The organism is Allokutzneria albata (genome assembly GCF_900103775.1).
GTDB lineage: Bacteria > Actinomycetota > Actinomycetes > Mycobacteriales > Pseudonocardiaceae > Allokutzneria > Allokutzneria albata.
Map to the genome: position 1 here is coordinate 456,496 of NZ_LT629701.1, position 19,368 is coordinate 475,863.

Annotated in this window: 16 protein-coding genes; 10 read left to right on the plus strand and 6 right to left on the minus strand. The window is 70.7% G+C overall.

The features are described from left to right. The first annotated feature begins 30 nt into the window (after window positions 1-30). From BLT28_RS02160 to BLT28_RS02175, 4 genes are all read left to right on the plus strand, one after another. Window positions 31-1,884, plus strand: a complete 1,854-nt coding sequence (locus BLT28_RS02160; RefSeq protein WP_231950590.1) for a glycoside hydrolase family 2 protein — start codon at window positions 31-33, stop codon at window positions 1,882-1,884. Beyond that, the gene (locus tag BLT28_RS02165) at window positions 1,884-2,207 is read left to right on the plus strand and encodes a DMT family transporter (RefSeq protein ID WP_063766551.1); all 324 of its coding nucleotides are present in this window, start codon (window positions 1,884-1,886) and stop codon (window positions 2,205-2,207) included. Before BLT28_RS02160 ends, BLT28_RS02165 begins: the two co-directional genes overlap by 1 nt. A 266-nt stretch (window positions 2,208-2,473) precedes the next feature. Further along, window positions 2,474-3,988, plus strand: a complete 1,515-nt coding sequence (locus tag BLT28_RS02170) for a GGDEF domain-containing protein (RefSeq protein WP_030429120.1) — start codon at window positions 2,474-2,476, stop codon at window positions 3,986-3,988. Window positions 3,989-4,004: 16 nt separating this feature from the next. Continuing rightward, a complete protein-coding gene (locus tag BLT28_RS02175; RefSeq protein WP_030429119.1) occupies window positions 4,005-4,982 on the plus strand; it encodes a helix-turn-helix transcriptional regulator in 978 nt (325 codons plus the stop codon). On the opposite strand, the gene BLT28_RS02180 is transcribed toward BLT28_RS02175, so the two are convergent. From BLT28_RS02180 to BLT28_RS02190, 3 genes are all read right to left on the minus strand, one after another. After that, complete coding sequence (locus BLT28_RS02180; protein WP_083383632.1) at window positions 4,979-6,097, minus strand: HNH endonuclease signature motif containing protein; 1,119 nt, start codon at window positions 6,095-6,097, stop codon at window positions 4,979-4,981. The two genes, BLT28_RS02175 and BLT28_RS02180, sit on opposite strands and share 4 nt — an antisense overlap. A gap of 265 nt (window positions 6,098-6,362) precedes the next feature. Further along, the gene (locus BLT28_RS02185) at window positions 6,363-8,129 is read right to left on the minus strand and encodes an AfsR/SARP family transcriptional regulator (protein WP_083383633.1); all 1,767 of its coding nucleotides are present in this window, start codon (window positions 8,127-8,129) and stop codon (window positions 6,363-6,365) included. Between the two features lie 95 nt (window positions 8,130-8,224). Further along, on the minus strand, window positions 8,225-11,869 hold the full coding sequence (locus BLT28_RS02190; protein ID WP_081900838.1) for a S8 family peptidase: 3,645 nt from the start codon (window positions 11,867-11,869) through the stop codon (window positions 8,225-8,227). Window positions 11,870-12,113: 244 nt separating this feature from the next. Here BLT28_RS02190 and BLT28_RS02195 point away from each other — a divergent pair, with 244 nt between their 5' ends. After that, window positions 12,114-12,893, plus strand: coding sequence for an SGNH/GDSL hydrolase family protein (locus BLT28_RS02195; protein ID WP_030433567.1), 780 nt, complete (start codon window positions 12,114-12,116; stop codon window positions 12,891-12,893). Here the strand turns inward: BLT28_RS02195 and BLT28_RS02200 are convergent. Continuing rightward, window positions 12,860-13,075 (minus strand): hypothetical protein, encoded by a 216-nt coding sequence (locus BLT28_RS02200; RefSeq protein WP_030433568.1) that lies wholly within the window; start codon window positions 13,073-13,075, stop codon window positions 12,860-12,862. The genes BLT28_RS02195 and BLT28_RS02200 overlap by 34 nt on opposite strands. Before the next feature lie 124 nt (window positions 13,076-13,199). On the opposite strand from BLT28_RS02200, the gene BLT28_RS02205 reads away from it, so the two are divergent. Continuing rightward, entirely contained in the window at window positions 13,200-13,415 is a 216-nt protein-coding gene (locus BLT28_RS02205) for a helix-turn-helix domain-containing protein (protein WP_052408222.1), read from the plus strand. Here the strand turns inward: BLT28_RS02205 and crtI are convergent. Next, a complete protein-coding gene (gene crtI, locus BLT28_RS02210; protein ID WP_030433569.1) occupies window positions 13,402-14,877 on the minus strand; it encodes a phytoene desaturase family protein in 1,476 nt (491 codons plus the stop codon). The genes BLT28_RS02205 and crtI overlap by 14 nt on opposite strands. Before the next feature lie 235 nt (window positions 14,878-15,112). On the opposite strand from crtI, the gene BLT28_RS02215 reads away from it, so the two are divergent. The 4 genes from BLT28_RS02215 to BLT28_RS02230 are packed head-to-tail and all read left to right on the plus strand — an operon-like array spanning window position 15,113 to window position 18,960. Next, complete coding sequence (locus BLT28_RS02215) at window positions 15,113-16,033, plus strand: phytoene/squalene synthase family protein (protein WP_030433570.1); 921 nt, start codon at window positions 15,113-15,115, stop codon at window positions 16,031-16,033. After that, entirely contained in the window at window positions 16,030-16,767 is a 738-nt protein-coding gene (locus tag BLT28_RS02220; protein ID WP_030433571.1) for an SDR family NAD(P)-dependent oxidoreductase, read from the plus strand. The genes BLT28_RS02215 and BLT28_RS02220 overlap by 4 nt, the downstream gene beginning before the upstream one ends. A gap of 1 nt (window position 16,768) precedes the next feature. Then, window positions 16,769-17,458 (plus strand): class I SAM-dependent methyltransferase, encoded by a 690-nt coding sequence (locus BLT28_RS02225; RefSeq protein WP_030433572.1) that lies wholly within the window; start codon window positions 16,769-16,771, stop codon window positions 17,456-17,458. Then, window positions 17,455-18,960 carry an FAD-dependent oxidoreductase gene (locus BLT28_RS02230; RefSeq protein ID WP_197683952.1) on the plus strand — a complete coding sequence of 502 codons (1,506 nt, stop codon included), beginning with the start codon at window positions 17,455-17,457 and terminating at the stop codon, window positions 18,958-18,960. Before BLT28_RS02225 ends, BLT28_RS02230 begins: the two co-directional genes overlap by 4 nt. On the opposite strand, the gene BLT28_RS02235 is transcribed toward BLT28_RS02230, so the two are convergent. Next, window positions 18,950-19,348: a hypothetical protein gene (locus tag BLT28_RS02235; RefSeq protein ID WP_030433574.1), complete on the minus strand. Its 399-nt coding sequence runs from the start codon at window positions 19,346-19,348 to the stop codon at window positions 18,950-18,952. The two genes, BLT28_RS02230 and BLT28_RS02235, sit on opposite strands and share 11 nt — an antisense overlap. Window positions 19,349-19,368: the final 20 nt, after the last annotated feature.

The following is a 19,368-nucleotide window of genomic DNA, read 5'->3' on the forward strand; positions in this document are numbered from 1 at the left end:
GCCCACCCCGCTACCGAGGAGGCTGTGCCCGTGGACGAGCTCCACCCCCGTCCGAGGATGGTCCGAGAGCACTGGATCGACCTCTGTGGCCCGTGGCGGTTCGGCTACGACGACGCCGACCAGGGCCTCGCTGAGGGGTGGCAGCACACGGAAACCGGCTTCGACCGGGACATCCTGGTCCCGTACCCGCCGGAGTCGGAGCGCTCCGGCGTGCACGATCCGTCGCCGCACACGATCGTCTGGTACCGCAGGACCTTCACCATCAGCGAGCTGGGCGAGGACTTCGCCGGGCGGCGGCTGTTGCTGCACCTGGGCGCGGTGGACTACCACGCGCGGGTGTGGGTGAACGGCGCGCTGGTCGCCGAGCACGTCGGCGGGCACACGCCGATCACCGCCGACATCACCGACGCGCTCGACCACGACGCCGACGAGCAGGTGATCGTGGTCCGGGCGCAGGACGAGGCCGAGGACCCCACGCAGACCCGCGGCAAGCAGGACTGGCTGCCCGAGCCGCACGCGATCTGGTACCACCGCACCACCGGGATCTGGCAGCCGGTGTGGCTGGAGCCGGTCCCGGCCAACCACCTCTCGGAGATCCAGTGGACCCCGGACCTGACCCAGGCGCGGGTCCGGCTGGAGGCCGCGGTGGCCGGTCCGCCCGCGACCCCGTTGTACCTGCGGGTGCGGCTGTGGTGCGGCGCGCAGCTGCTGGCCGAGGAGTCGCACCGGGTGCTCGACCAGGTCAGCGTGCGGGACATCGCGATCCCGGCCGCGCGGCACGGCCAGCACCTGCACGCGCTGATGTGGTCGCCGGAGTCGCCGAACCTGATCGACGCCGAGCTGACCCTGCTGGACGCCGACGGCGCGGTGGTCGACGAGGTGCACAGCTACTTCGGCTACCGCTCGGTGGACACCGCGGACGGGCGGTTCCTGCTCAACGGGCGCCCGTACTTCCTGCGGATGGTGCTGGAGCAGGGCTACTGGCCGCAGTCGCACCTGGCCGCGCCGGACGGTGAGGCGCTGCGCCGCGAGGTGGAGCTGATCAAGGAGCTGGGCTTCAACGGGGCGCGCATCCACCAGAAGGTCGAGGACCCGCGCTTCCTGTACTGGTGCGACCGGCTCGGGTTGCTGGTGTGGGGCGAGATGGCCGACGCCTACCAGTTCTCCACCGCCACCGTGGAGCGGATGACCCGCGAGTGGATCGAGGTGCTGCGCCGCGACCGCAGCCACCCGTGCGTGGTGGCCTGGGTGCCGCTGAACGAGAGCTGGGGGGTGCCGCAGATCGCCGAGCGCGCCGACCAGCGGCACTTCGCCACCGCGCTCTACCACCTGACCAAGTCCATCGACCCGACCCGGCCGGTGATCGCCAACGACGGCTGGGAGCACACCGTCAGCGATATCTGGGGCGTGCACGACTACGCGCCCAGCGGGGCGTCGCTGCGGGAGCGCTACTCCGACCCGGAGGCGATCAGGCGCGCGCTCGGCGAGGGCAGGCCCGGTGGGCTGCGGGTGCTGCTGGACGACCGGCTCAACGAGGGCCAGCCGGTGATGCTGACCGAGTTCGGCGGGCTGAGCTACGTCCCGGCCAAGGGGGACAACTGGTTCGGCTACTCCACTGTGGACTCCCCGGAGGCGCTGCTGGAGCGGCTGGAGGACCTGGTCGGCGCGCTGCTGGCCAGTGACCGGCTTGCCGGGTTCTGCTACACCCAGCTCACCGACACCGAGCAGGAGACCAACGGGCTGCTCACCGCGGCGCGCGAGCCGAAGGTGGACCCGGCGCTGGTCCGGGCGCTGCTGACCCGGCCGGCCAGGGCGATCCCGACCGAGGAGGTCTCCGCGCACCGCGCCGAGGCCGAGCGCGCCGCCCGGGGTGACTCGGCGTGATGTACCTGCTGCTGGCGGCGGCGATCCTGTGCGAGGTGACCGGCACGGTCGCGCTCAAGCTCTCCGAGGGCATGAGCAGGCTCGTCCCGACGGTGGTCGTGCTGGTCTGCTACGGCGTCGCGTTCTTCCTGTTCTCGTTGTCGCTGAACCAGGGGATGGCGGTGGGCACGGCGTACGCGATCTGGTCCGGCGTCGGTGTCGGCCTGGTCGCGCTCGCCGGGTACCTGTTCTTCCAGGAGACGCTGAGCTGGCTGCAACTCGTCGGGTTCGCACTCGTCGTGCTCGGCGTGACCGCGCTGCAACTGGGCGGGGCGCACACCTGATACTGCGCGTGCTTACCGCTGTGCTCCATTCGGGCAGGTGCCACTCGGACGGATTTGCGCCGGGTGGCGCCGGGTCCGGTCCAATCCTTTTCCCTGTCACCTCCATGCCGGTGCAACATGCAGGTCACGGTGGGCACTAGACCGATCAGCTGACGTGATCGGGATAATGCGGCGAAACCGTGCGAGGGTGGTCGACACTGTTTTTCCGGATTACTACAGTGGGTAATTGTCGGCCGCCTGAATTCTTGCTGAATGGTCACGAAATAATGTCGCCGAAGAAGTTCGCCCTGCTGGCAGCGACCGCGACCGCGGCGCTGACCGCCGTGGTGCTCGTGGTCGTCTTCGGCGGGCTGGACCCGGCGACCACGCAGGCGGTGGACAAGTTCAGCCAGGTGTTCGCCTCGGTGGCGGCCCTCGCCGGGTTCCTGCTGACCGCGCGCCGCACCGAGGGCACCGACCGCAGGTGGCGGCTGTGGATGGCCGGGGCGATGACCAGCCTGACCATCGGGCTGGTGACCTGGACCTGGGGCCTGGTGTTCATGGGGATCGGGCTGCCCGCCTCCACCCTGGCCCCGATCGGCTTCATGATGACCCCGGTGTTCGCGCTGTTCGCGGTGCTCACCATGGCCAGGGGGCAGCGCCCGTCGACCACGCCCCGGCCGCGCGGGCCGTGGCTGCGGGTGCTGGACGGGCTGATCATCCTCGGCGCGATCCTGGTGCTGACCCTGGTGACCGCGGGCGAGTCGGTGGTGCGGATCTGGACCTCCGACCTGGCCGGGCTGCTCACCACCGTGCTGCACCCGACGCTGTACCTGGTGGTGATCGTGCTGGTGCTGCTGGTCGCGCGGCGGCACCGGGTGGCGTGGCAGCTGCCCTTACTGTTCCTCGGCCTGGCCTTCGTCGCGCAGAGCACGTCCGGCTGGATCTTCACCTACCTCGTCGCCAACGGGGCCGCGAGCATCCCGCCCTGGGCCGACATCGGCTTCATGGCGTGCCCGGTGTTCTACGCGCTCGCCCCGTGGGCGCCGACCGCGCCGCTGCGCGAGCCCGGCCCCGACCCGCTGCGCACCGGCGACTACCTGCACTTGGCCGTGCCCTACCTGCCGCTGCTGATCACCGGCATGTTCGTCGGCGTCGGCACCGCGACGGGCGTCCGGCTCGGTCCCACCGAGGTCTACTTCGGACTCGCCGTGGTGGCGCTGGTGATCGTCCGGCAGCTGATCACGATGACGGACAACGTGGCTTTACTGGAGGAGATCCGGCAGAGCCAGAAACAGCTGCAGTACCAGGCCTACCACGATCCGCTGACCGGCCTGGCCAACCGCGCGCTGTTCCAGGAGTGCCTCGGTACCGCGCTGCGGTCCTCGCAGCCGCTGATCCTGCTGTTCGTCGACGTCGACGACTTCAAGACCGTCAACGACCGCTACGGCCACGCCGTCGGCGACGAGGTCCTGTGCGCCGTCGCGGGCAGGCTGCGCGCCGCCGTGCGGGCCGAGGACGTCGTTGCCCGGCTCGGCGGTGACGAGTTCGCCGTGCTGATCACCACCGGTGACGGCGACCCCGAGCAGGTGGGGGCGCGGGTGCTCGCCGTGCTGGAGGCGCCCTACGGCATCCGGGGTGAGAACCGCATGGTGCGCGCCAGCATCGGCCTGGTCTGCTTCGGCGCCATGGACCCCGACCTGTCGCCCGACGACCTCCTCAGCCGCGCCGACGCCGCGATGTACGCCGCCAAGCGCCAGGGCAAGGGCACCCTCGTCGTGCACGGCGCCGCGTCCACCTGAATGACAGACTTCTCTCGTGCGTGCCGGTCGATTGCTGTCGTTGTTGATGCTGTTGCAGACCCGTGGGCGGATGTCCGCGACCGAACTCGCGCGGGCACTGGAGGTGTCCCCGCGCACCGTCTACCGCGACATCGAGTCCCTGTCCGCCGCGGGTGTCCCCGTCTACGCCGACCAGGGCAGGGCAGGCGGCTACCAGCTCCTGGACGGCTACCGCACCCGCCTCACCGGCCTCACCGGTGCCGAGGCGGAGGCCCTCGCGTTCACCGGGATGCCCGGCCCCGCAACAGATCTCGGCCTCGGCGCCGAGCTGACCGCCGCCCAGCTGAAGCTGATGGCCGCCCTACCCCCGGAGCTGGCTTCGCGCGCCGGTCGCATCCGTGAGTGCTTCCACCTCGACGTGCGGGTGTGGTTCCGCGAGTCCGAAGGTGTGCCGTGCCTGTCCGAACTCGCAAACGCCGTGTGGGACAACAGGGTCGTCCGCATCCGCTACCGCCGCTGGGGCGACCCACCCGAGATCGAGCGCACCCTCTGGCCGCTCGGCGTCGTGCTGAAGGGCGGCGTCTGGTACCTCGTCGCCCGCTCGGGTTCCCGCGACCTGACCTACCGCGTCTCCCGGGTGCTGGAGGTCGTCGACACCGGTTCGGCGTTCGAGCGCCCCAAGGACTTCGACCTGGCCACGTTCTGGAAGGAGTGGGCCGAGCGCTTCGAGGCCGAGCAGTACCGCATCACCGCCCGCATCCGCCTCTCGCCCGCCGGGATGGCGAAGGTGCCGTACGTCCTGGGTTTCCACGAGAAACGAGTGGTGCGCGCGACCGCGGGGGAACCTGACGCTGACGGCTGGGTGACCGCCGACCTGCCCATCGAGACCGTGGAGATCGGCCACACCGAGGTCTTGAAGCTCGGTGCCGATGCTGAAGTCCTTGCGCCCCCTGAGTTGCGAGAACGCTTGGCCGCGACTGCGCGCGCGATGGCAGCGGCGTACGACGTCCGTTAGAAGGGCGCGGGTTCGGCGATCGGTTCGAGTTCGGTCTCGATCACCTTGCCGCTGGGCGTCGTCCACGCATGCGTCCCATCGGGCCGGTTCTCGCAGGACCAGTTCGAGTGCGTCTTCATCCGGTGATGGTGCCTGCACTTCGGCCGCAGATTCGCGACCGTGGTGTTGCTGCCATCGAAGGGACAACAATGATCCACGTCGCAACGGTGCGCCGGTTGGTTGCAGCCGACCATCGTGCACGTCGGATACCGCGCATTGATCAACTCCCGCTGCGCCACGGTGGGCCGGTAGGTGGTGATGTGCTCAGCCATCCCCGTCACCGGGTCCGTCAGGATGCGCTTCCAGATCCCATTCGCCGCCACATCCGCCACGATCGGCGCGGGCAGCGGCCCGTACCCGGCCAGCATCACCGGGTCTGTGGTCAGGCCCAGGATGTTGGTGATCGGCATCGTCAGGTTCACGCACACCTCACCCTGCGGGGCGGGTGTTTCCCTGCCCATCAACAAATCCGCCGCGACATCCGACCGCTTCTGATCCAGCGTTCGGTCATCCTTCGGCAGTGCCCGGGCGATCCGGTCGATCCGATCGAAGGCCAAGGCCGCGTCGAGGGCCGGGAGGACGACGCGCAGGGAGGCCATGCCGTCGTCGAGGTTGAACTTCTCCACCAACCGCTGCTTGCGCTTCTCCTCATGACGGCGCAGGGCTGCTTCAGCGTCGAGCTTGAGGACATAGCGCCGGGCATACCGCTGGCTCGCCGTGTAGTTATGCGTCGCGGCGTGGTTGATCAGCACGGGTTCGGCGATCGCTTGGTTGGCGGCGTCGAGGACACTGACCTGATCGATGATCATCAGCGCCTTGCCCTCGTCGATCCGACCGTCCGACAACGCTTCCAACACCGCCGGGTGCTCCACCAGCGACATGGCGCGGTCGATGAGTTTGTTGCCCTTGACCTGGGAGACATGCAGCAGGGGCATGAGGACATCCCCGGCATACTGCTGCACTTGCGGATCCAGGTCGTCATAGAGCTTCATCAGGGTTGAGGCGAAGTCCGCGACAGCCTTACCGATCGCGGCGTAGGCGGCGACGAGTTCGTCTTCGATATCGGCAGGGGCCATACCTCTATTTTAGCTTCTGCAAATAGTCGATCATGGCTCTACGGAGTGAACTTTTCCCTTATCCCCCAACGGTTCCAGCGAAAGCAAGCCAAGGCTGGGACGGTCGGCTTTACCTGGGGTGCGCGTGCCATACGCTTCCCGCGAGGGCCGGAGTTTCATCCCGTGCCCCCGTGAGGCCCACGGGCACGCGCAAGGGGCCCCAGGTCAAGCCGACCCACGCTGGTATCGACGCAAGCTGGAAGCCCAGCCGTACCCCAGGGCAAGCTCACGCCGAGTCCACGGCGAAAAGCCGGACAACGCCCGGATACCGCCACCGCTCCAAAGCCTCCTCCGCCACCTCCCGCCCAGGCAGAAAAGGCCTGGCGCACAACCGAACCACAGTGGGCAGGCGATAAACCCCAGGCACTGTCTCCAACAAGAAGTGCGCGTCATGCAAAGCCGCCAAAGCCTCCTCCACCCACCGCTGAGGACGATGCGTCAGCGTGGTCAACGCCGATACGCCCAACTCCTCGCGCGGGAGCAGGCCGAAGAACCCGAGCAGCGAGCGCGCGCCATCGGGCAGCTCTTGGATGGCGGACGCGAGGAAGGAAGCGTCATCCTCGGGCAGGGCAAGGGAACTCGCCCACCGCTCCTCGTCGGCCAGGAGGTCGACGAGGTGGGAGACGGGCCACGTGGGGTGCGCGGCGAGGCGGACGGCGGCGGCGCGGACGGCTACGGGGAGGCCGCAGCACAGGGTGGCCAGGCGGCGCACGGAGACCGGGTCGCGGAGCGCGCGCTCGCCGAGGACGGACTGGAGCAGCGCGACGGAGTCGGCGGAGCGCAAACCACCCAACCGCAACGACTTCGCTCCGCAGCGCAGCGCGAGGCCGTCGAGCCGCCGCGCGCTGGTGATCAGCACCTGGCACGACGGCGAGCCGGGGAGCAGGGGGAGGACCTGGGCGGTGCTGGTGGCGCCGTCGAGCAGCAGCAACAGCCTCTTGCCGTCCACAGTGGACCGGAAGCGGGCGGCGAGTGCGCGTTCGTCGCCCTGCTCCGGCCGCACCCCCAGTCCGTCGAGCAGCCGGAGCAGGGCCTGTCGGGGGGTGACCGCGCCGCGGAGGTCGACGTGCAGCTGGCCGTCGGGGAACCGCTCGCGCATGCGGTGCGCCCAGTGCACGGCCAAGGCGGTCTTGCCGGTCCCGGGCATCCCGGTGATCAGCAGCGGGCCCTCGCAGGGGATGAGCGCGGCCAGCTCCGCGTCCCGGCCGGTGAAGTCGGCGAGGTCCGCGGGCAGCTGGGCCGGGCGGAGCCGGGGAGTCGTGGTGGCAGGGGGAGCGAAGGCGTCGGTGCGGACGGCCCGCTCCAGCGCGCGCAGCGCCGTGCCCGGAGCGACGCCCAGCTCGTCGCGGAGGGCGTCGGCGCAGCGCCGGTAGGCGGCGAGGGCTTCGGCGGGCCTGCCGCACTGGGCGAGCGCGGTCATCAGCTGGCCGACGAGCCGTTCGCGGAACGGGTGCGCGTCGACGGCTTCACGGATCCTGCAGAGCAGATCGGTGTCGGCGCCGATCCGCAGCCGCGCGTCGACCAGGTCCTCGAACGCGGCGACGCGTTCCTGTTCCAGTGCCTCGGTGACCGAGGGCGCCAGGCCCGGCAGGTCCACGTCGGCCAGTGCCGGCCCGCTCCACAGGGCCAGTGCCTCCGACAGCGCGGCTATGACCGCATTGTCACCGGTGGCCTGCCTGGCCTGCTGGACCAGACGGCGGAAGCGGTACAGGTCCACCGAGTCCGGCGGGACGACCAGGCGGTAGCCGCCGCGCCAGGTCTCCAGCCGGACACCGGTCCGGTCCGCGAGGGCCTTGCGCACCTTCGAGACGTAGCCGGACACCAGGTTCCGCGCCCGCTCGGGCGGCTGGTCGGCCCAGAGCAGGTCGACCAGCCGCTCGATCCGGACCGCCCGATTGGCCTCCAGCAGCAGCACCGCGAGCACGGCGCGGTGCTTGCCCGCACCGAGCACGAGGTCGCGAACCAGGACGGGACCGAGCACCCGGAAGTCCATTCCTGCCCCTTCACGTTGGGAACGCACGTAACCGCCACTACGGACGCCAAGTCCCCAACGTTCAGCGGATCAGGAAATTCGTTCCGGGGCCGAACTCAGCCGCCGATCTGGTATGCGCGGACGATCGTCTGCTCCACCGCGTTGCCGTCCGCGTCGGACGCCTTGGCCCGCAGCGAGGCGAAGCCGGAGGCGGGGTGGGTGACGGTGGCCTTCCAGGCATCGCCCTCGCGGGTGAGCTGGACCGGTTGCCAGGTGCCGCCGTCGTCGTAGGAGATCTGCACCTCCAGCTTGTCGGCGGTGATCTCGGCGTCCTGGGCCTGCACCCGGACCGGGAAGGTGAACTCCTTGCCACCCGGCGCCCGGTTGCGCAGATCCGCCGCCGGGGCGTAGCGAACCGCCAGCAACGGCAGGGCGTCACCATCGGTGTAGCCCGATGTGAACGTCCACGCCGCTTCGACCTTCGACGACGCGGGGCTGTCCTTGCGAGCGACCTCCGTGGTCAGCCGGTAGCGCTGCTCGCCCCTGGGCACCACGAACGTGCCGCGGCCGGGCAGCTCCTGCGTGCCCACGAGCTTGTCGCCCGCGTACAGGCTGGTCCTGCCCGTGTCGCCGCTCGCAGCGGCCCGCGGCCGACCCGCCCCGTCGGAGAAGACCGGGAGGGTGAGGTCGATCAGGTTCTGCTTGCGCCAGGCCCACGGGTGGTTCTTGCCGAGCGCGCTGCTGGTCCTGCCCGCGAATCCAGGACCGGCGACCGGGGTGTCCCACGCGAGGTTGTAGGACTTGCCCGCCTCCAACGTGATCCGCTCGCCCGGCACCGTCGCGCTGTGCGGCACGCCGAGGAACAGGTTCCAGGTACCCGGGGTGAAGTACTCCACCCGCTCGGTCTGCAACGGCACTGGGTCGAGGACCTGCGTGCTCGTCTCCCCGAACGGCGTCTCACGCGAAGCGTAGGTCCTGGTGACCGGCGCGTTGTCGTAGGCGTGGTAGGACGTGCGCACGGACGCCAGGTCGCGGACCTTCACGTTGTAGGCCAGCTGGTCGGGCACCCGGCCCTCGCTCGGGAACGACAGCTCCATCCGGTGCGCGTTCCCGCTGTTGGTCATGATCGACGCCTCGACGCCGCCCGCCTTGACCGCGGCGGAGAACTCCTTGCCGCTGGCCCCGCCGAAGACCACCACCGGGATCGTGACCGGATCGGCGGACCTGGCGGTCGCCGGGGGAACGGGCAGGATGCCGATCGCCTTCGCGCCCGCCTTCTGCGTCGCCTCGATCCGCTTGAACACCTCGTCCCTGCTGATGTCCGACGGCAGGTCGAGCACGACGAGCTTGTCCTTCGGATCGATGCCCGCGAGGTCCTGCGCCGTGCCCTGACCGCCGTGCACCGTCTTGTAGCGCACGGTGCCGTCGGGCTGGCGCGGTCCGGCGAACGGGGATGCGGCGACCTCGTAGCGCTCCGGCGTCTCCGCCCAGAACTCGAACTTCGACTGGCGCAGGCCGAAGTCGTTGGAGTAGCCGAAGTTCGGCGAACTCACGCCGGGCTCGGAGTAGGCGTAGACGGCCGTGAACTTGGGGTCGGCGAACAGCAGGCTGCCGAACGGGTAGTCGTAGCCCTTCACCTTCGTGGTGAACCGCTGCGTCCAGAACACCGGACGTACGGAAGTCTGGCCAGCACTGATGCTCGATCCCGCAAGCGGATCTTCGGCGGTCAGCGAGACCGGCTTGCCCTTGCGCATGTCGAAGCGAACCGTGGTGTCGCCGGTGACCCGCACGCTCGGGTTCGCGACGCTGCCGAACGCCTCCTCACCAGGGGTGTCGATGTAGCCGCTGATGGTGTACGTACCCGGCGCGACCCGCAGCGTCTCGCCTGCGCCGGCGCTCATCCGGTCGCCGGTCTCCGGGTTGATCACGTCGAACGAGGTGCTCTGGGCCGGATGTCCCTTGCGGTCCAGGGATTCGATCTTGAGCTCGTACTTCTCCGGCTCGTCGTGCACGGCCACCGGGGTGCGCACCTGCGCCAGACCGTCCGAAGTGGACGCTACGAGGACTCCGCCGTGGTTGCCGGGTTTGCCCGATCGCGGTGTCGCGGTCAGCTCGACGTCGGCGGTCCCCTTGGCGGGCACGGTGATCGTGTTGGTGTTCAGCGTGGCGAGCCCGGCGGGAGCGCCCGGCAGCTTCAGGTCGAGCGCCAGCGTGACCGGGGCGGCACCGTCGTTGCGGTAGGTCAGCTTCCGCTTCTGCTCGTCCTTGGCGGGCCACCGCAGGTAGGCGTTGATGGACGCGCTGAGCGCCTGCACCTGCTGCTTCGTCGCCCGGGCCAGGTCGAGCCGGCCACCGCCGACCGCGAACGCGCCGAGGTCCCCGGCGGGCGCGGCGGAGCTGACCAGCGCGGACTTGATCCGGTCACCGGTCCAGTCCGGGTGCTGCTGCGCCAGCAACGCGGCGCCGCCCGCGACGTGCGGGGTGGCCATCGAGGTACCGGTGAGCTTCACGTGGTGTTCGCCGACCGGCTCGCCGAGCTGGGTGCCCTTGGCCTTGGCGGCCACGATGTCCGTGCCGGGCGCGGCGATCTCCGGCTTGACGGCGCCGTCCCCGACGCGGGGACCGCGGCTGGAGCTGGGGCTGAGCCGGTCCGCCTTGGTGGTGTTGCCGACCGCGAGCGCGGCGTCCGCGGTGGCGGGCGAGCCGACCGACTCGTCGGCGCCGAAGTTGCCCGCGGCGATCACGAACAGCGAGCCGTGCTTGCCGCTCAACGTGTTCACCGCCCGGGACACGGGATCGGTGCCGTCGGTGGGGTAGCTGCCGAGGCTCAAGTTGATGACCTTGGCCTTCACCTCGGCGGCTGCCCAGTGCATGCCCGCGAGCACCGCGTCGAAAGTGCCGCTCCCGCCGTCGTCGAGCACCTTGCCGATCGCCAGCGTGGCATCCGGCGCCACACCCTTGAACTTCGCGCCGACACCGGAGACGGTCGCGGCGACGTGCGTGCCGTGACCGTGGCCGTCGCTGGTGTTGCCCTTGTTGGAGAAGTCCTTGGTGGGACCCACCTTCCCGGCGAGGTCGGGGTGCGTGGCGTCCGCGCCGGTGTCGAGCACCGCGACGGTGACGCCCTTGCCGGTGAACCCGGACTGCCAGGCGGCGGGCGCGCCGACCTTCGGCACGCTGACGTCCAGCGACGCCTGCATCCTGGCGTTGAGCCACACCTTGCTCGGCCCCTGCAACGCCCGGCCGGACGCCGTCAGCGAACGCCAGAACTCTCCGGCGTCGCGCTTGCGCTCGGCCACCGACGCCAGGTTCAGCTCGGGCAGCGCGCGCGTCACGGTGCCCCCGGGCGGCGAGGAGGCCCTGACCCGCTCCGGGAACTCCGCCAGCAGCGGGATGGAGTCGGTGCGCGCGTCGTCGTAGCCCTGGCGGATCAGGCCGGTGATGTTGAACAGCTCGCGGTCCACCGCACCCGACGAGACGAGCCGGGCGGCCCCGTCCGGCATCAGGTACCAGTCGGTCACCGAGCCGCGCCGCGCCTGGAACTGGCTGTAGCGCTTGCCGTTCTCCCGGTTGTCGAGGGTGAGCGACCACCGCCCGTCCGCGCGCTCCTGGGCGCGGACGCGGTCACCGGTGATCAGAGTGACGAGATGGGCCGAGCCGGACGGCGGCGCGGGAGCGGCTGTCGCGGGTGCCGTGGTGAGCACGCCCGCGACCACAGCGACCGTGACGGCCGCCCCGGTAATGCGCGTTCTTCGGGTCATGCTTCTTTTCTGCCCGACTTCACGCCTCGCGTTCCGGCCATTCGGGCTGACCGGGGGAAGTTGCCCGACGAACTAAAATCTCCTCGGCTTCAGCAACTATTCACGCTGGTCAAGGCGCCTCAGAGGCGAGTAGAACCCGTCCTTTCCCGCCTCGTCCCTCCGATTGGGTCACCTGGTCGTGTGTTTCGGCGGGGCCGGGTGCGCTGGTACTCAGGTCGAAAGCGTTTCCCCTTCGGAGGTCGTCATGCGCTCGTCCCGTTTCGCCGCACTGGCCATGGCGTCGCTGATGCCCGTCCTGCTCGCCGCCACCCCCGCCGGGGAAGAGCACTACGTGGCGCTCGGCGACTCGTTCTCCTCCGGGCAGGGGACCGCGCGCTACTACCGGGACTCCGGGGACTGCGCGCGCGGACCGCTGGCCTACTCCGCGCTGTGGGCCGCCACGAACGCCGTCGGCAGCTACAAGTCCGTCGCGTGCTCCGGGGACACGACCGCCGATGTCCTCAACGGACAGATCAAGGCGCTCTCCGCGAAGACGACACTCGTCACGATCTCCATCGGTGGCAACGACATCGGAGCCCCGGCGGCCATGCGCGAGTGCACCATCGGCTCCAAGTCGGGCTGTGACCGCATCCTCGCCAACGCGGTGAAGACGATCTCCACCACCCTGGCCGGGAAGCTCGACGCCACCTACGCGGCGATCCGGAAGGCCGCCCCGTCGGCGAAGGTCGTCGTGGTGGGCTACCCGCGGATCTTCGAGCTGGGCCGCTCCTGCGACGTGCTCACCCGCTCCCGCCGCGCCCAGGTCGTGGGCATCACCGACTCGCTCGCCGGGGTGATCTCCGCCCGCGCCGCCGCGGCGGGGTTCGCGTTCCTCGACGGGCGGAACGCCTTCGCCGGGCACGAGCTGTGCTCGACCACCCCGTGGCTCAACGAACCCGGCCTGCCCGCCGACGACTCCTACCACCCCAACCGCGCCGGGCACGCCAAGGGCTACCTGCCCGCGTTGACCGCCCTGCTCGGCTGAAACCGCAGCCAGACCAGGACCACGGTCAGCAGGACGAGGCCGCGCACCAGGATCTCCCAGCCGTGGAGCCCGGGAGCGGTCAGGGTGAACGCCCTGGTGAAGACGTTGTGCGCGGTGAAGCTGTGCGTGCCACCGGAGGAGAAGACGTGGATGGAGCCGGACACCAGGGAGGAGACCGCCACGGCCGTCCATAGTGGACGCTCGCGGGTAGCTGCTCAAGGACACGCCGCCGGACGAGCTGGTCGCGGCGATCCGCAAGGCGGCGCGCGGCGAGACCGCGCTCGGGTCCCGGCGGCGGCCCGGCTGATGGCCGAGGTGCGCGCGACCGCGGCCCGTCCCTCCACAGTGGACGATTCGCTGACCGCGCGGGCGCGGCTGGTCGGCGCGGGCGCGACCAACGCGGAGATCGCGGCGACACTGTTCATCACCGAGGGCATGGTGAAGAACCACGTCTCCTCGGTGCTGCGCGAGCTCGGCCTGCGCGACCGGGCGGGGCCGGCGCTGCGGTTCAGCGGCCGGTGACGCGCTGCGCGGCGAGCCTGCCGGAGATCAGCACCGGCGGCACTCCGACCCCCGGCGTCGTCCCACACCCGGCCAGCACCGCGTTCGCCGTGCCGCGGACCAGGTTGGCCGGGCGGAACGGGCCGGTCTGGGCGAAGGTGTGCGCCGTCGCGAACGGAGTGCCCGCCGCGTGCCCCATCGCCGCCCAGTCCGCGGGCGTGACCAGGCGCTCGACCTCGATGCCCGCGCCGAAGCCGGTCAGCCCTCGTCCTTCGAGCGTCGCGACCAGCTCATCCCGGTAGCGAGGGCCGATCCGCACCCAGTCGAGCGGGCCGGACCGCAGGTTCGGGCACGGGGCGAGCACGAAGTAGGTCTGCTTGCCCGGGGGCGCCAGGTCGGGATCGGTCGCGGTCGGCCGCGTGATCAGCAGCGACGGGTCGGACATCGGCACACCGCGCCCGATGATCTCCGTGAAGGTCCGGCTCCACTCGTGGCCGAACGAGATCGTGTGGTGCGCCAGTCGCGGCCAGCTGCCCGAGGACCCCGCGTGCAGCACCACGGCCGACGGCGAGTACCGCAGCCGCACCGGCCTTCTCGGGGTGTGGCCCAGCAGTCGGTACGAGGTGTGCAGCTCCGGCGTCAGCACGACCGCGTCGCAGGGAATGCGCTCGCCGTGCGCCGTGTGCACCGCCGTGACCCGGTCCCCGCTGCGTTCGAGGCGGGAGACGGTCGTGTCGTAGTGGAACTTCGCGCCCGCGTTGCTCGCGGCGGTGGCCAAGGCGTCCGGGACCGCCCGCATTCCGCCCTTCGGGAACCAGACTCCCGCGACGGTGTCCATGTACGCGATCACCCCGTACGCGCCCAGCGCGCGCTCCGGAGCGACGCCCGCGTAGAGGGCTTGGAAGGAGAAGATCCGGCGCAGGCGCTCATCGCGGACGAACCGCCCGATCGCCGGGCCGAGCCGCCCGAACCCGCCCAGCGCCGCGAGCTTCGCCAGCGCGGGGCGCACGAGGTCGAACGGCGAGTCGAAGTTGGCGCCGATGAACGTGTCGATCTCCGCGCGGTAGAGGTCGGTCAACCACGTGCGCAGCCGCACGTAGCCCGCCGCCTCGTCAGCCCCGGCGACCCGCCTGACCTCGGCTTCCATCGCGTCGGCGGCGGTGTGCACATCGATGCTCGTGCCGTCGGCGAACTCCGCGCGGTAGGCCGGGTGCAGCGGCACCAGCTCCACGTGCTCGCGCAGGCTGGACCCGACCGCGGCCAGGGCTTCGTCGAGCAGTTCCGGCATCGTCAAGACCGTCGGCCCGGTGTCGAACCGGTATCCGCCCAGGTCCAGCCGTCCCGCCCGGCCACCGGGGACCCCGTCGCGCTCCACCACGGTCACCTGGCGGCCCGCGCCGAGCAGGTGCAACGCCGCCGACAACCCGGCCAGCCCCGCCCCGACCACCACCACGTGGTCAGTCCGCCCGGCCACCGTCCGCATCGCCGCTCCTCCCCGCGCTCTCCCCACCCACCCTATGTCCCCAGCCCTCCCGCCGTCGGCTGCGGCTTACCCACCGAATGAGTCATTGAGGTACTTGAACGCACCGAATGACTCATTCGGTGCGTAAGAGCGGAGCGAACGGGGCAGTGGGGAGGTGCCCGGCCCGCGATGTGGTGAGGAGCGCGGGCGGTTAGCGTGTGGGGGCGGACGCGGAGATCCGCTGAGGAGGGGTGGCATGGGCAGCCGCGAGCTCGACGCGGCCGGGATCACCGAACCCCGGCTCCGGCGGGCGTACCTGCGTTGCCGCGCGCTCAACGCCCGCCACGGCCGGACGTACTTCCTCGCCACCAGGCTGCTCAGCCCGGCGCGGCGGCCCGCGGTGCACGCGCTGTACGGGTTCGCGAGGTGGGCGGACGAGATCGTCGACAACCCGTCCACTGTGGACATGGAAGCGAAGCTGGCGGAGCTGGAGCGATCGCTGGCGCACGCGTTGGCGGAGGGCGCCTGCGAGCACCCGGTGCTGGCCGCGCTGATCGACACGATCGATCGCTTCGGGCTGGACCACGGGCTGTTCACCGACTTCATGGCCTCGATGCGGATGGACCTGACGGTCACCGAGTATGCCACGTTCGCCGATCTGGGGCGGTACGTCCGCGGCTCCGCGGAGGTGATCGGCCTGCAGATGCTGCCGGTCCTCGGCACGGTCGGCCCGCGCGAGGAGGCCGCGCCGTACGCCGCGCGGCTCGGGCTGGCCTTCCAGATCACCAACTTCCTGCGGGACGTGGACGAGGACCTGGACCGCGGCCGGGTCTACCTGCCGATGGCCGAACTGGGGGCCTTCGGCGTGGACCGGGACCGCCTCCGCTGGTGCCAGGCGCGCGGCAGCGCCGACCAGGCCGTCCGCGCCGCGCTCGCGCACCTGATCGCGCTGAACTACGCCGACTACCGGGCCGCCGCACCCGGGATCGAGCTGCTGTCACCGGAGTCGCGGCCGTGCATCCGAACGGCTTTTCGGCTCTACAGCGGCATTCTGGACGAGATCGTGGCCGCCGACTACGACGTGTTCGCTGGCCGCGTCGCCGTGCCGAAGGTCCGTAGACTCGCCGTGGCCGGAGCAGCCCTGCTCACCCGCGGTTTCCAGGAGGTAGCTCGATGAGCCGTCCCATCACCATCGTCACCGGCGGCGGCCGGGGCATCGGCGCCGCGATCTGCGTCCGGCTGGCCGCGGACGGGCACGACGTGGTGATCGGCTACCGCAGCGACCGCGAAGCCGCGCAGGCGGTGGCCAAGGAGGTCGCCGAGCGCGGCGGCCGGTCGCTGCCGGTGGCGATGGACACCTCGGCCGAGGCGGACGTGGAGCGCCTGTTCGACACGGCGGCGGCAGAGCTCGGGCCGATCAGCGGTCTGGTCAACAACGCCGGTGTGACCGGGAAGCTCGGCTCGCTGGTGGACACGAGCACGGAGGACCTGCGGCAGGTGCTGGAGGTCAACGTGCTCGGCTATCTGCTGTGCGCGCGCCGCGCTGCCAAGGACATGGCCGGACGCGGCGGGGCGATCGTGAACATCTCCTCGGCCGCCGCGACCCTGGGCAGTCCTGGCGAGTACGTGCACTACGCCGCGAGCAAGGCGGCGACGGACGCGATGACCGTCGGCCTGGCGAAGGAGCTCGCCAAGGACGGCATCCGCGTGAACGGCGTCGCGCCGGGCACTGTGCACACCAGGATCCACGCCGACATGGGCGATCCGGACCGCCCCAACCGTGTCGCGAGCCGCATCCCGCTCGGTCGCTCGGGACAGCCGGAGGAGATCGCGGGCGCGGTGTCGTGGCTGTTCTCCCCGGACGCCTCGTTCACCACCGGCACCACGATCAGGATCGCGGGCGGTCTCTGACATGCGGGTCACCGAGGGTTTCGACAAGGCCGCGTCGGCGTACGACCGCTTGGTCGGCGCGAACCCCGGCTACCACGCGCAGCTGCGCTTGTCCGCGCGCCGCATCGGAATTCCGGACCAGGGGAGGGGGCAGCGCCTGCTCGACCTCGGGTGCGGGACGGGTGCCTCGACCGCCGCGTTGCTGCGCGCCGCGCCGGAAGCGGAGATCGTCGCGGTGGACGGCTCGGCCGGAATGTTGGCCCGTGCCAAGGAAAAGAGCTGGCCTTCCACGGTGCGCTTCGTGCACTCCCGCGTCGAGGACCTCACGCTTCGCGGGCCGTTCGACGGGATCTTCGCGGCTTACCTGGTGCGGAACCTGCCCGACGTCGACGGCGGCCTGCGCGCGATTCGCGGCCTGCTGAAGCCCGGAGCGCCGTTCGTCGCGCATGAGTACTCCGTCGCGGACTCGCGGCTCGCCAAGGCGGTGTGGACGGCGGTGTGCTGGTCGGTGATCATCCCGGCGGGGCGCCTGGTCTCCGGGGACGCCTCGCTCTACCGCTACCTGTGGCGCAGCGTGCTCGACTTCGACGGAGTGATCGACTTCGAGAACCGCTTGTCCAGCAATGGGTTCGACACCATTCGAACCGGCAGCATGCCGGGGTGGCAGCGCGGTGTCGCGCACACCTTCTTCGCCAGGAGGCCGCTGCGGTGAGCCCATTGCCCGGCCGTGACCGCCGCGCCGTCCTGCACCGTCCCCGCCCCGGCCGAGCGAGCGCCGACGATCGCGTTGTCGCCGTGGTGGGCGGGGGAATCGCGGGTCTGTCGGCGGCGACCGCATTGGTGGAGCGCGGAGTTCGAGTCGTTCTGCTGGAGCGCGAGCAGTACCTGGGCGGGCGCGTCGGTGGTTGGCCGACGAGCCTGTCCGACGGTTCCCAGGTCTCCATGAACCGCGGTTTCCACGCGTTCTTCCGGCAGTACTACACCCTTCGCGGACTGTTGCGTCGCACCGATCCGATGTTGTCGGGGCTGACCCCGATGCTCGACTACCCGTTGGTGCACAGCGACGGTTACCGCGACACCTTCCAGAACCTGCCGAAGACCCCGCCGCTCAACGCCTTCGCCTTCGCGTTGAACAGCCCCACCTTCACGCTGCGCGACATCACCCGCCTCGATGCCCGCGCGGCGCTTCCGCTGGTGGACGTGCGCGTTCCGGGAACCTACGACAAGCTCGACCACATCAACGCCGCGGAGTTCCTGGAGCGGCTGCGTTTTCCGCCCGCCGCAAGGCACCTGGCGTTCGAGGTGTTCTCGCGCAGCTTCTTCGCCGCGCCGACCGCGCTGTCCGCGGCCGAACTGGCGACGATGTTCCACCTGTACTTCCTCGGCTCCAGCGAGGGCCTGGTCTTCGACGTCGCGGCCGACTCGTTCGCGACCCTGTGGGATCCGCTCGGTGCCTACATCAGCAAGCGCGGCGCGGAGATTCGCCTTGGCACAGCGGTCGAATCGATCGCGCTCGGGGGCTCGCGGCGTTTCGTCGTCGACGGCGTCGAGGCAGACGGGGTGGTCCTGGCCGTGGACGTGCCAGGGCTGCGGGGACTGATCGACCGATCACCGGAGCTCGGCGATGAAGCCTGGCGGGTCCGGATCAAGGACCTCCGCACTGCGCCGCCTTTCCTCGTGTCGCGGCTGTGGCTTGATCGGCCTGTGCGCCCCGATCGGCCAGGATTCCTCGGTACGAGCGGATATGGCCCGCTCGACAACATCAGCGTGCTCGACCGCTACGAACGAGAGTCCCGCGCCTGGGCCGCGCGCACGGGAGGCTCTGTCGTCGAGCTGCACGGCTACGCGTTGGCCACTGTGGACGGTGCGCGCGAGCGGCTGATCGCGGAGCTGCACCGCGTCTACCCGGAGACCGCGGACGCCCGGATCGTCGACGAGCGGCACGAGCTGCGCGAGGACTGCCCGCTGTTCCCGCCGGGCGGGTTCGCCCAGCGGCCGACCGTGTCGACACCGCAGGAAGGCTTGGTGCTGGCCGGAGATCTCGTGCGCATCGACCTGCCCGTGGCCTTGATGGAGCGCGCGGCGACCACCGGGACGCACGCCGCCAACCTGCTGCTGGAGCAGTTCGGCGTGCAAGGCCATCCACTGTGGACGGTGCCGGTCGCGGGCAGGTGGGCGCCGCTGCGCGCGCTCGCCTCGCGGTTCAGCCGGTAGCGGTCAGAGTGCGGTTGCGCCGAGCCTGGATCGCGGTGCGCACGAAGTACGCCGCGGTCGGTCGCACTGGGACGGTGTAGCCGAGGTTCCACAGGTGCCAGGACAGCGTCGTGCGCATCCACTGACCTTCGGTCAGCTCGTTGAGGGCCACCACGCCGGCGACCGTTGTGCGGTTGGCACCGGGCAGCCGGCTCAGCACGCGCTGCGCGAGCCGCGACGGTTGCCCCAGCCAGCTCGGGGTGAGCACCACGAGCACCGAGTACTCCTCGACCGAGACCGGCACGTCCGTCGCGGGCAGGCAGTCGACGCTCACGCCCCAGGAGCGCAGGTCCGAGCAGACGGCGTGCTCCGAGCCGTCGAGCGTGCAGTCGAGCACCAGTGCGCGCATGGGGAGACTCCTGGGGACGT

Bases quoted from the DNA above. Each gene is read 5' to 3' on its own strand.
- BLT28_RS02165 (WP_063766551.1), top strand. From the start codon at position 1,884: ATGTACCTGCTGCTGGCGGCGGCGATCCTGTGCGAGGTGACCGGCACG.
- BLT28_RS02170 (WP_030429120.1), top strand. From the start codon at position 2,474: ATGTCGCCGAAGAAGTTCGCCCTGCTGGCAGCGACCGCGACCGCGGCG.
- BLT28_RS02180 (WP_083383632.1), bottom strand. From the start codon at position 6,097: ATGGCCCCTGCCGATATCGAAGACGAACTCGTCGCCGCCTACGCCGCG.
- BLT28_RS02185 (WP_083383633.1), bottom strand. From the start codon at position 8,129: ATGGACTTCCGGGTGCTCGGTCCCGTCCTGGTTCGCGACCTCGTGCTC.
- BLT28_RS02190 (WP_081900838.1), bottom strand. From the start codon at position 11,869: ATGACCCGAAGAACGCGCATTACCGGGGCGGCCGTCACGGTCGCTGTG.
- BLT28_RS02195 (WP_030433567.1), top strand. From the start codon at position 12,114: ATGCGCTCGTCCCGTTTCGCCGCACTGGCCATGGCGTCGCTGATGCCC.
- BLT28_RS02205 (WP_052408222.1), top strand. From the start codon at position 13,200: ATGGCCGAGGTGCGCGCGACCGCGGCCCGTCCCTCCACAGTGGACGAT.
- crtI (WP_030433569.1), bottom strand. From the start codon at position 14,877: ATGCGGACGGTGGCCGGGCGGACTGACCACGTGGTGGTGGTCGGGGCG.
- BLT28_RS02215 (WP_030433570.1), top strand. From the start codon at position 15,113: ATGGGCAGCCGCGAGCTCGACGCGGCCGGGATCACCGAACCCCGGCTC.
- BLT28_RS02220 (WP_030433571.1), top strand. From the start codon at position 16,030: ATGAGCCGTCCCATCACCATCGTCACCGGCGGCGGCCGGGGCATCGGC.
- BLT28_RS02225 (WP_030433572.1), top strand. From the start codon at position 16,769: ATGCGGGTCACCGAGGGTTTCGACAAGGCCGCGTCGGCGTACGACCGC.
- BLT28_RS02235 (WP_030433574.1), bottom strand. From the start codon at position 19,348: ATGCGCGCACTGGTGCTCGACTGCACGCTCGACGGCTCGGAGCACGCC.